This is a genomic window from Flavobacterium sp. A45, from assembly GCF_002001005.1.
Classification (GTDB): domain Bacteria; phylum Bacteroidota; class Bacteroidia; order Flavobacteriales; family Flavobacteriaceae; genus Flavobacterium.
In genome coordinates, this window is record NZ_MUNX01000050.1 from 37,045 (window position 1) to 48,449 (window position 11,405).

General features: G+C 35.5%; 8 protein-coding genes. 7 read left to right on the forward strand and 1 reads right to left on the reverse strand.

Annotated elements, in window-relative coordinates:
• Positions 1 to 86 precede the first annotated feature (86 nt).
• The 5 genes from B0E44_RS02950 (at position 87) to B0E44_RS02970 (ending at position 5,709) form a co-directional block, all read left to right on the forward strand.
• Entirely contained in the window at positions 87 to 1,157 is a 1,071-nt protein-coding gene (locus B0E44_RS02950) for a M20 family metallo-hydrolase (protein WP_077370717.1), read from the forward strand.
• A 192-nt stretch (positions 1,158 to 1,349) separates the two neighbouring features.
• The gene (gene argH, locus B0E44_RS02955) at positions 1,350 to 2,630 is read left to right on the forward strand and encodes an argininosuccinate lyase (RefSeq protein WP_077370718.1); all 1,281 of its coding nucleotides are present in this window, start codon (positions 1,350 to 1,352) and stop codon (positions 2,628 to 2,630) included.
• Positions 2,631 to 2,794: 164 nt separating this feature from the next.
• The gene (locus tag B0E44_RS02960; RefSeq protein WP_077370719.1) at positions 2,795 to 3,370 is read left to right on the forward strand and encodes a hypothetical protein; all 576 of its coding nucleotides are present in this window, start codon (positions 2,795 to 2,797) and stop codon (positions 3,368 to 3,370) included.
• A 169-nt stretch (positions 3,371 to 3,539) separates the two neighbouring features.
• Positions 3,540 to 4,538 (forward strand): DUF2157 domain-containing protein, encoded by a 999-nt coding sequence (locus B0E44_RS02965; protein WP_077370720.1) that lies wholly within the window; start codon positions 3,540 to 3,542, stop codon positions 4,536 to 4,538.
• Positions 4,522 to 5,709 (forward strand): hypothetical protein, encoded by a 1,188-nt coding sequence (locus B0E44_RS02970; protein ID WP_077370721.1) that lies wholly within the window; start codon positions 4,522 to 4,524, stop codon positions 5,707 to 5,709. Before B0E44_RS02965 ends, B0E44_RS02970 begins: the two co-directional genes overlap by 17 nt.
• Before the next feature lie 118 nt (positions 5,710 to 5,827).
• Here the strand turns inward: B0E44_RS02970 and ytxJ are convergent, their stop codons facing one another.
• Positions 5,828 to 6,217 (reverse strand): bacillithiol system redox-active protein YtxJ, encoded by a 390-nt coding sequence (ytxJ, locus tag B0E44_RS02975; protein ID WP_077370722.1) that lies wholly within the window; start codon positions 6,215 to 6,217, stop codon positions 5,828 to 5,830.
• Between the two features lie 230 nt (positions 6,218 to 6,447).
• On the opposite strand from ytxJ, the gene clpB reads away from it, so the two are divergent.
• Both clpB and B0E44_RS02985 read left to right on the forward strand, forming a co-directional pair.
• On the forward strand, positions 6,448 to 9,054 hold the full coding sequence (gene clpB, locus B0E44_RS02980) for an ATP-dependent chaperone ClpB (protein WP_077370723.1): 2,607 nt from the start codon (positions 6,448 to 6,450) through the stop codon (positions 9,052 to 9,054).
• A gap of 439 nt (positions 9,055 to 9,493) precedes the next feature.
• Positions 9,494 to 11,405, forward strand: a 1,912-nt coding sequence (locus B0E44_RS02985) for a P-loop NTPase fold protein (RefSeq protein WP_217341288.1), incomplete at its 3' end; no start/stop codon positions are given.

Consider the following 11,405-nt stretch of genomic DNA (forward strand, 5'->3'; position numbering starts at 1 on the left):
ATTACACGAATTTTCACGAATTTAAAAGTAAAATAAAAAACTTGCGTCTTTCTACCTTTACGGTAAAAGACCTTTCCAGTAAAAAAATGAAAGACATAGAAACCCTAACACAAGAAGCCATTGCTTTATTAAAATCGCTGATTGAAACTCCTTCCTTTTCGAGTGAAGAAGAACAAACTGCGATTTTAATCGAGAATTGGTTTACACAAAATAGCATTCCATTCGAACGGGAAAACAATAACATTTGGGCTTTCAATCAACATTTTGACAAATCCAAACCTACGCTTTTACTCAATTCACACCACGATACGGTGAGACCAAACCAAGGTTATACTAATGATCCGTTTGAAGCCATCGAAAAAGACGGCAAATTATACGGATTGGGCAGTAATGATGCAGGAGGCTGTTTGGTTTCCCTCATGGCGACTTTTGTTTATTTTTATGCCAAAGAAAACCTTTCCCATAATATTGTAATCGTAGCATCTGCCGAAGAAGAAAGCAGTGGCAAAAAAGGACTGAACAGCGTTTTAAAACATTTGCCGGAATTGGAATGCGCTATCGTTGGCGAACCTACATTAATGCAATTGGCCGTGGCCGAAAAAGGCTTATTAGTGCTCGATGTTGTTGTAAAAGGTACAGCAAGCCACGCAGCTCACAATAACCCTGACAATCCTATTTACAATGCAATGCCAGTTATCCAATGGTTCAACAGTTATCAATTCGAGAAAGTATCGGAAGTTTTAGGGCCAGTAAAAATGACTGTAACCCAAATCAATGCCGGAAAACAACACAACGTAGTTCCCGCCGAATGCCATTTGGTCGTGGATATTCGAGTGAATGATTGTTACAACAATACCGAGATATTAGAAACCGTAAGAGCAAATGTAAAAGCCGAAGTTACGCCTCGCTCGATGCACTTGAACGCTTCGTCCATACCTATTTCACACGGATTGGTACAGGCTGGAATCGCATTAGGAAGAACCACCTACGGCTCGCCTACCCTCTCGGATCAGTCAGTTTTATATTGTAAATCATTAAAATTAGGGCCAGGAGAAAGCTTGCGGTCGCACTCGGCAGACGAATTTATATTTGTAAACGAAATTGAAGAAGGAATCCAATTGTATATCAAAATACTAGGAGACTTCTTGAAGAACTAAAATAATTTTTAGGAGCTAATCCCGCTATCCGCTACAAACGAAGTTCACTGAACTCCGATTAAAATAAAAGCATAGTGAAGTAATCTTGTGTGCCGAACCCAGGCCCACAAGGATTTCCGCTACTATCGGGGCTAAAAAACAAATAACAACAAAAGTTTAGATCTAACAATCGAAACATCTAAAAATCCAATTATGAAACTTTGGGAAAAAGGAATACCAACAGATAAACAAATCGAACATTTTACAGTAGGAAACGATAGAGAACTCGACTTGGTTTTAGCCAAATACGATGCCTTAGGTTCAATTGCCCACGCCAAAATGTTGGGACAAATCGGACTGTTAACTAATGATGAAACCGAATCATTGGTTGTGGCCTTGAACGAAATCATAAAAGACATTGCAAACGGGAATTTCGAAATCGAAGACAGCTTTGAAGACGTACATTCCAAAATCGAATATCTACTGACGGTAAAACTTGGTGATGCCGGAAAAAAAATCCACACCGCACGTTCCCGTAACGATCAGGTTTTGGTTGATGTGAATTTATACCTGAAGGATGTAGTCAAAGAATTGAAAGAGCAGGTAAAAACGCTTTTCGATTTAATGATGGAATCGGCAGAGAAACATCAAAATGTATTGTTACCGGGCTATACACACTTGCAAATTGCGATGCCTTCCTCTTTCGGGATGTGGTTTTCCGCCTATGCTGAAACTTTGATTGACGATATCACAATGCTTAATGCCGCTTTAAAAATAGTTGATCAAAATCCATTAGGCTCAGCTGCAGGTTACGGAAGCTCCTTCCCTATCAACAGAACTTTTACTACCAAAGAATTAGGTTTTGAAACGTTGAAATACAATTCGGTTGCGGCACAAATGAGCCGTGGAAAATCGGAAAAAACAGTTGCTTTTGCAATGAGTAGTGTAGCTGCAACATTAGCAAAATTCTCAATGGATGTTTGTTTGTATATGAGTCAAAATTTTGATTTCATTGGTTTACCGTCGCATCTTACTACTGGTTCTAGCATTATGCCACACAAGAAAAACCCTGATGTTTTTGAACTGATTCGTGGCAAATGCAACAAGATTCAAGCCTTGCCATACGAAATCACTTTAATCACCAATAATCTTCCTAGTGGTTACCACAGGGATTTTCAATTATTGAAAGAAGGATTGTTTCCTGCGATTCAAAACCTGAAAGCGTGTTTGGATATTGCCATTTTCTCTATCAAAGACATCACGGTAAAAGACAATATTCTTAATGACCCAAAATACAATTACCTGTTTACGGTTGATACTTTAAACGAAATGGTAGTTGCAGGAATGCCGTTTAGGGATGCCTACAAAGCAGTTGCTGAGCAATTGGAAAACGGAACCTACCAATCTCCAAAAGAAACCAAACACACACACGAAGGAAGCATCAATAACCTATGTTTGGAGGAAATAAAAGAGAAAATGAAGAGTACTTATTAATTCAAAAACTGATTAAACAAAAGAATCCATAATCACTTATGGATTTTTTTTGTAACCAATTCTCCCTTAAATCATTAATAAAAAATCAATATTATTTAACACATAAAAATAGTATGCATGCATAATATTTTATATTTTCACAAAGAATTTATAAAACTAACCCAATGAAATTAACCTACAAAATTGCCTTATTCGTATTTATCAGCTCAATTCTTTTTAACAGTTGTTCAAGTGATGATTCAGAGAAAACTGATTCAGCTGCGGATACTTCTACTTTAAAAACTTTTACCGATGTTACTTTTTCTTTAGACCAATCCGAAGGATATGATGCCGGATTATACTTCTCAACCGAATTGGGAAAATCATTTAAAACAAGTAAGATTGATGCCGCAACATTACCAAAAATTGATATCGCTTTTTATAGTTCAAGTTATACATTAAACTATTTTATGAGCCCAAATAATTCAGATTACGGAATAAAAAATGCACCGCTAACATTATTTATCAACGCTCAAAAAGACATTTTGACCATTGAACAATTCAAAAAGATAGTAAAAAGTTCTGATTTTTATGCTATCAAAATAGACACAGACGATGATGATTCTTTCCCCGATGATAAAACCCCAAATGTAGTATTATTCAAAAATGCGGCTGGTAAAAAAGGTGCGATTTATATTAAATCCGTTCACAGAGTCGGTTATGATCCAAGAATTGTAGTGGATATCAAAATCCAGAAATAAAATATTGCTTACTAATTTCAATAAAAAGTCGATTTTTCAATTTAGAGAAATCGGCTTTTTTGTACTTCTTTAGTTTCCTCCAGCCAAAACTTGAAGTAATTCACAATCCATTCCCCTACAATTAGTACTAAAAATTGTATATATTTGATGAATATCATAATTGTATACTATGGCGAATTTAGAAGAACAAGCAACACAAAAGCTTTTTGACAAAAATCACATTACAGAAGAACAATTCGAATCTATTCAAGCGTATCGTAGCTTGAATATATTTTCGATTCATAACGAATTGAAATTCTTATTATATCTTTCAATGCTGATGTTTACTTCTGGCATTGGAATTCTGATTTACCAAAACATAGACACTATAGGTCATACTGCAATTCTTGGTCTGTTGCTTTTGGTGACCGTGACCTGCTTCTATTTTTGCTTTAAAAACCATCCCGGTTTCAAAAAAGATGAAGCCCCATTCCCCAATCCGCTTTATGATTATTTGGTCCTGACGGCTGTTATATTGAGCTGTACGTTTGTGGGCTATTTGCAATTTCAATACCAAACTTTTGGAACCCATTACGGATTGGCTACATTAATTCCGACAGTCATCAGCCTATTTTGTGCCTATTATTTTGACAACAAAAGTGTCCTATCCATCGGAATAACAGGAATGGCGGCTTATTTAGGACTTTCTGTAGATCCCAAACATGTTTTTGAAAACGAAATGATTGACAATACCTATTTGAGTTATATTGGTTTGGCTTTTGGATTAACCTTATTACTTTGGGTTTTGTATGCAACCAAAATCAATTTGAAAAAACACTTTAATTTGGTCTATCTCACTTTTTCGTTGCACTTAATTGGCATTTCCTGCATAGTTAATTTATGTAATGATTACTGGCCACCATTTGGGTTAATATTAGGAATTGCTGCCTATTATTTTTATAATTTAAGTTTCCAGATAAAATCCATTTCCCTGTTTATTTTTACCGTTTTATATGGTTTTATTGGAATGAATATCTTTTTTGCAAGGGTCATCGATTTTATTAATTTCAATGATATTTTCGAGGTATTAATTTTTACAACACCGTTTTATTTCATTGGCACCATCATTGGATTTATAAAACTGATTAAACATTTTAACAAAAACACATCTGATGATAGCATACGATAAAACACTTTTAGACAACGTTTATATAGACCAAGAAGCGTATCGATTGAAAGAGTCGGGTTTCATCAGCATGGAACAGTATCAATCGCTTAATCATCAGTTGCCGAGGCTTAAAACTCAAAATAATCTCTTTATTAGAATTGGCTTCTTTATTTTGGGTTGTTTGTTATTTTCCTCTATTTGCGGATTTATATCACTAATGATGCTTGCCACTAGAGATAATCAATATATCTATTTTATCTATTTCTTTTCTATGATTGGTTTTGGAACCAAAGAATTCATGTCGAGAGAAATGAAGTATTTTGGTTTTGGCTTGGACGATGCGTTTATTTTGGGAGCTATTGCAACACTATTGACAGCAGTTGGGCTCAGCTTTGAAGAAAATTACGATACGAACTATTTGGCCGTTATTATCGTAATGGCAATCGTTTCCTGCATTGCTTATTTACGATATCTCAATCTTTCGTTGGCATTGCTAGCCTGTTTTGGGATTACGGCTAGTCTGGCGTATACAACATTCGAATATTTAACAATCGGAAAATCCATATTGCCTTTTGTAATGTTGCTGTTTTCAGGTATTGGTTATTTTATTTCTAAAAATAAGCTACAAAATCTAACTATTCCTTATTATTATAACGGACTGAAACTAGCCAAAGCCTTCTGCTTAATTCTATTCTATCTCGCAGGGAATTATTATGTAGTAAGGGAATTAAATTTCAGCCTATCAGGAGGGTATTATTATGGTGGTGTAAGTCCAGAAATCCCTTTCGCGCTGTTCTTTTGGGTATTTACGTTTTCAATTCCTGTGGTTTACCTTGTTTTCTCTTTGAAAAATAAAGACCGAATAATGCTGTGGATTGGCTTTCTGGCGCTTTGCTTCAGTTTTTTTACTTTCAGAATGTATCATCACGTTTTACCACCGGAAGTTGCCTTAACCATTGGTGGATTGGTACTGTTTGCCTTTACTTATTTTTCGATAAAAAAAACAAAACATAACGAAACAGGAATCACGTTCAAAGAAGACCGATTTGCCAATCCACATGCTTTCGAAAATCTTCAGGTTCTTGTGGCTACTTCACAATTTGGGCTTAAACCCGAGGTAAAAGTCGAAGAATCACCAATGAAGTTTGGTGGCGGCGGATTTAGTGGTGGTGGATCAAACGGGGAATTTTAGATTCTTATCAATCAGTCTCTCGCAAAGTCGCGAAGACGCAAAGTTTAAAAACATTTTCTCTTTGCGTCTTCGCGGCTTTGCGAGCTAAAAAAAGCTTAATCTTAGTAAAATATTATACCTACAATCTCTCCACCAAATCTCCCGCATCAATAGCATCATGCGAAGCATCATAAACCGATTGACCATTTTTGATCAGCAATAATTGTGGCGATTGATGCACTACCTGAAAACGATTAGCTATTTCATTGGAAACGTCACGGTATTCAATTAAATCCAAAAAGTAAGCATCTACCTTATCTTCCAAAGCATATTCATTTTCAAATTGTTTAAGGGCAAATCTGCTTATGCTGCAACGTGTACTGTGTTTAAAAATCGCTATTGGTTTTTCATTCGATAAAGCTACAATCTCATTCAGTTGGTCTAAGTTGGTTAGCGGAATCCAATTAATTTTACTTGTTGTTACTTTCTTTTCTTCTGAATTACCGAATAGGGAATTGAATAGGCTCATTTTGTCTTATTTTATGTCTTTTTGTCTTTTTAATATGATAAAAATCATCACGGAAACGTCAAATTGTCCGTAAATTTATAGTGGAATACCATTTGATGATTATTTTGCAAAGTTAGCTATTAAATAGTGAAATTCAGTAATCAGCAATTGGTTATAACTCATTAGCTATAATTAAAACCTATAGCTAATCATAAGTAAAACAAAAACATAAAAACATAAAACCTTTAATCATGAACATTAATAAATTTACCATTAAATCGCAGGAAGCCATACAGCTTTCACAGCAACTGGTTCAGAGTTTGGGTCAACAACAAATAGAAAACGAACACATTTTCAAATCAATTTTTGAAGTGGATGAAAATGTGGCACCTTTTATTTTGAAAAAACTAAACGTCAATGTACCGTTGTTTCTTCAAATTTTAGATGCAACTATTCAGAGTTTTCCAAAAGTTTCCGGAGGCGAAATCCAGCTTTCGAGAAGCGCCAATACTGCCCTGAACGAAGCCGAAATCATTGCAAAAAAAATGAACGACGAATACGTTTCGATTGAGCATTTGATTCTGGCCATATTCGATTCCAAAAGTAAGGTCTCCCAAATTCTGAAAGACCAGGGAGTAACCGGAAAAGGACTGAAAGCCGCCATTGAAGAATTGCGCAAAGGAGAACGTGTAACCTCAGCATCGGCTGAAGAAAATTACAATTCTTTGAACAAATACGCCAAAAACCTCAACGAACTGGCTAGAACAGGTAAACTAGATCCTGTGATTGGTCGTGACGAGGAAATTCGACGCGTACTACAAATCCTAACCCGAAGAACCAAAAACAACCCAATGCTTGTGGGAGAACCCGGTGTAGGTAAAACCGCCATTGCCGAAGGTCTCGCACACCGAATCGTGGATGGCGACGTACCCGACAACCTGAAAGACAAAATCGTATTCTCACTCGATATGGGTGCCTTGATTGCGGGTGCCAAATACAAAGGAGAATTTGAGGAACGATTAAAATCGGTTGTTAAAGAAGTGATCGCTGCCGAAGGAGACATCGTGCTTTTCATTGACGAAATTCACACGCTTGTGGGTGCAGGCGGTGGCGAAGGCGCAATGGATGCCGCCAATATTCTTAAACCGGCTTTGGCTCGTGGAGAATTGCGCGCCATTGGTGCGACGACTTTGGACGAATACCAAAAATATTTCGAAAAAGACAAAGCCCTCGAACGCCGTTTCCAAAAAATCATAATCGAAGAACCGGATACCGAAAGTGCGATTTCGATTCTGAGAGGAATCAAGGAAAAATACGAAACACATCATAAAGTGCAAATTAAGGACGACGCTATCATTGCAGCCGTAACACTTTCGCAACGCTACATCACCAATCGTTTCCTTCCGGACAAAGCCATCGACTTAATGGACGAAGCGGCCTCCAAACTGCGTATGGAAATCAACTCCAAACCTGAGGAATTGGATGTTTTGGATCGAAAAATAATGCAGTTGGAAATCGAAATAGAAGCCATTAAACGCGAGAAAGACGAAAGTAAACTTAAAGTATTAGGTTTGGATTTGGCTAATCTCAAAGATGAACGAAACATAATTTACGCCAAATGGAAAGCCGAAAAAGAAGTCGCCGATAACATTCAGGAAGTAAAAACCGAAATTGAAGATTTCAAACACGAAGCCGAGCGCGCCGAACGTGATGGCGATTACGGTAAAGTAGCCGAAATTCGTTACGGTAAAATCAAGGAAGCCCAAGATCGATTGGCTGAATTTCAAAAACAATTGGCCGAAAACCAATCGGGAACTTCATTGATAAAAGAAGAAGTAACCCGCGAAGACATTGCCGAAGTGGTGGCCAAATGGACCGGAATTCCAGTGATGAAAATGCTTCAGGGCGAACGCGAAAAACTATTGCATCTTGAAGGAGAATTGCAAAAACGTGTTGTTGGCCAAGAGGAAGCTATCGAAGCGGTGAGTGATGCTGTACGTCGAAGCCGTGCCGGATTGCAGGATATGAAAAAACCGGTGGGAACCTTCCTTTTCCTAGGAACAACAGGAGTTGGGAAAACCGAGCTTGCCAAAGCCCTGGCCGAATATCTATTTGATGATGAAAACGCGATGACCCGTATCGATATGAGCGAATACCAAGAACGCCACAGCGTGAGCCGATTGGTAGGTGCGCCTCCGGGATACGTGGGCTATGACGAAGGTGGACAATTGACCGAAGCCGTGCGACGTAAACCGTACTCCGTAATACTGTTGGACGAAATCGAAAAAGCCCATCCCGACACTTTCAACATCTTGTTGCAGGTACTCGACGAAGGCCGTCTGACCGACAACAAAGGGCGTTTGGCCGATTTCAAAAACACCATTATCATTATGACTTCCAATATGGGAAGCCAAATCATACAGGAAAAATTTGAAAACCTAAAAGGAAGCGTCGAAGCCGCCACTGAACTCGCCAAAATCGAAGTGCTCGCATTATTGAAACAAACCGTGCGCCCCGAGTTCATCAACCGTATCGACGAAATCGTAATGTTCACGCCATTAACAAGTGCCAACATTGCCCAAATCGTAGGATTACAATTGAAAAGCGTAACCAAAATGCTTGCCCAACAAGGCATCACCATGGACGCCACTCCCGAAGCTATCGCGTATCTGTCCGAGAAAGGTTATGACCCGCAATTTGGTGCCAGACCCGTAAAACGAGTAATTCAAAGAGACGTCCTCAACCAACTCTCCAAAGAAATCCTCGCCGGTCGCGTAAAACCCGACAGCATCATCCTACTCGATGCCTTCGACAACGAACTCGTTTTTAGAAATCAAACCGAGTTGGTACACGAATAAATAAAAACGTCCGTAAAAACCTTTGCCAAAGTTTTGAACTTTGACAAAGGTCATCAACAACACCAGTCGAAAAGCTGGTGTTTTTTTTTTGTTTTTAGGAGCAGAGAGATTTGTGCTTACATCAAGTTCACTCCCGCTGTCCGCAATATCTTTTATCTCGTTTGAGGACGAGACAAAAGGATATTTGCTTCCATCGGGGCTAGGCAAGATGTTTAGTTTTCAATTAGAAATGATTTGGTCTTCTACTTTTAAAAAAATAAGCTATTTCCTTCTTTAATTTAAAACTAAATCAATTATCTCAATATTATCAGTCTTAAATCAAAAATAACAGTCGAACTTTAAAAGTATTGATTGTAAATAAAATGCTCTCATTGTGAACAAGTTTCAAATATTTGTCTTGTTAAAAGATATAATTTAGCAAGAATGAAAAAACTTGAAAATGACAAATAATATTATTAAAAAAGGAAAAGAATTTGCCAAGAAGATTAAGATTAACATACAAAAATCTTTGCTAAAAAAATTGATAATCTCGAAATATAGATTGGAGAAAAAATTAGACCGCATTAAAATTGTCAAAATTGAAAACTTCACACCTAAAATATTAAGCTCAAGAGAGGATAATCATTCTGCTTTGCTGAATGAAGTTATCAAAGACAACAATATATTAAATATTGCCTTAACCGGCCCTTATGGTTCAGGCAAAACGTCAATAATAAAAACTTTTGAACATAATTTTTCTAACCTAAAATTTATAAATATTTCTTTAGCAACTTTTGATGGAAAAGTAATTAAGGATGATAAAACAAGCAAATTAGAATATAGTATATTAAAACAAATCTTTTACAAAGTTTCTCATGATAAAGTTCCTCAATCAAGATTTAAAAGAATAATCAATTATAAATATATTCGTCTAAAAACAGGTTTACTATTTTTATGGATTTCATCAATTATTTATTTATCAGATTTTGATTTTCCAGATTCACTACTTACAACTAAATTAATACACACATTATGGCTAACTAAATTATATGCAGAAATACTTGATTTTATGTGCAGTATTTTTGCTATTTCTGGAGGAATATATTTCTTGTATACAACTTATGATTTTTTTGTAAACTTTAAAATTGGTAAACTCAAAGTTAGTGAAGCAGAGTTTGATAACAAGAATGATTCCAAAACGATTGATTTCGAAAACGAGATAGACGAAATACTTTATTTTTTTGATAAGAATAAAACAGATGTTGTTTTTATCGAAGACTTAGATAGATTTGATAATACAGAAATTTATATTAAGCTTAGAGAAATTAATTGCTTGATAAATAATTACCAACCAATTAAAAAAAGAGGAAAAGTTACTTTTGTATATGCTGTGAGAGATAATATGTTCGATGAAACCGAACGCACAAAATTCTTCGATATAATATTGCCTGTTATTCCTGTAATAAATTATACAAATTCCTCAGATAAATTCCTTGGAGCATTGGCTCTTAATTTAAATCAAATAAGTGATTTAGAAGAAAAAAGTAAGTTTAAAGATTTTATTGAAGTCGTTTCTCGATATATCAATGACATGCGAACAATTATATCAATTTGTAACGAGTTTAAGATATATGAAAAAATTTTAGGAGGGAGTGGTATTGACAAAATAAAATTGTTATCAATGATGATTTACAAAAATATTGAACCTTCCGATTTTGATTGTTTAGACAAAAACAAAGGATATGTTTATCAATTATTTAAAAATAAAAAAGATTTAATTGATACTGAAATCGAGAAGATTGACGTAGAAATTAGATTAATCGATGAAGAAAAAATTGAACAATCAAGAAAAGAATCATTTGAAAATATTGATGAATTGCGAAAATTTTATTTGTACACATTTATCAATTTAGTTAATAAAAAACATAATCAAATTGTAAAAAAAATAAAAGTTGGTGTTGAAACCCTAGATGAAACAGAACTCATAAAGGACGACAACTTTAATAAATTTATAATTGATTCTAATATTAGTTTTTCACATTCTGATTATTCGGGCTTTTTATCAAGTGGATACTCTTTTAATAACATTGAAAATGAAATAAACAGGAAAACAAATTACAAACAACGATATGAAAGGTTAAAAAATAAAGAAAGAGAAGAATTAGACAAATTAAGAAAAGAGCGTCAAGATTTGGTAGCTAATAGAGAACGTTTAATTTCAAAAAGGTTATCAGAAATTTTGATTACCCAAAAATCTATTGATTATTTTGCTTCAACTTTTCATAATTACTTCACTAAACCTATTTCAACAGTACAAATTGGAGAATCATTAAATCAAAGTAATAGTAGTATTGAATTTAAATGTGTATATA

Bases quoted from the DNA above. Each gene is read 5' to 3' on its own strand.
- B0E44_RS02950 (WP_077370717.1), top strand. From the start codon at position 87: ATGAAAGACATAGAAACCCTAACACAAGAAGCCATTGCTTTATTAAAA.
- argH (WP_077370718.1), top strand. From the start codon at position 1,350: ATGAAACTTTGGGAAAAAGGAATACCAACAGATAAACAAATCGAACAT.
- B0E44_RS02960 (WP_077370719.1), top strand. From the start codon at position 2,795: ATGAAATTAACCTACAAAATTGCCTTATTCGTATTTATCAGCTCAATT.
- B0E44_RS02965 (WP_077370720.1), top strand. From the start codon at position 3,540: ATGGCGAATTTAGAAGAACAAGCAACACAAAAGCTTTTTGACAAAAAT.
- B0E44_RS02970 (WP_077370721.1), top strand. From the start codon at position 4,522: ATGATAGCATACGATAAAACACTTTTAGACAACGTTTATATAGACCAA.
- ytxJ (WP_077370722.1), bottom strand. From the start codon at position 6,217: ATGAGCCTATTCAATTCCCTATTCGGTAATTCAGAAGAAAAGAAAGTA.
- clpB (WP_077370723.1), top strand. From the start codon at position 6,448: ATGAACATTAATAAATTTACCATTAAATCGCAGGAAGCCATACAGCTT.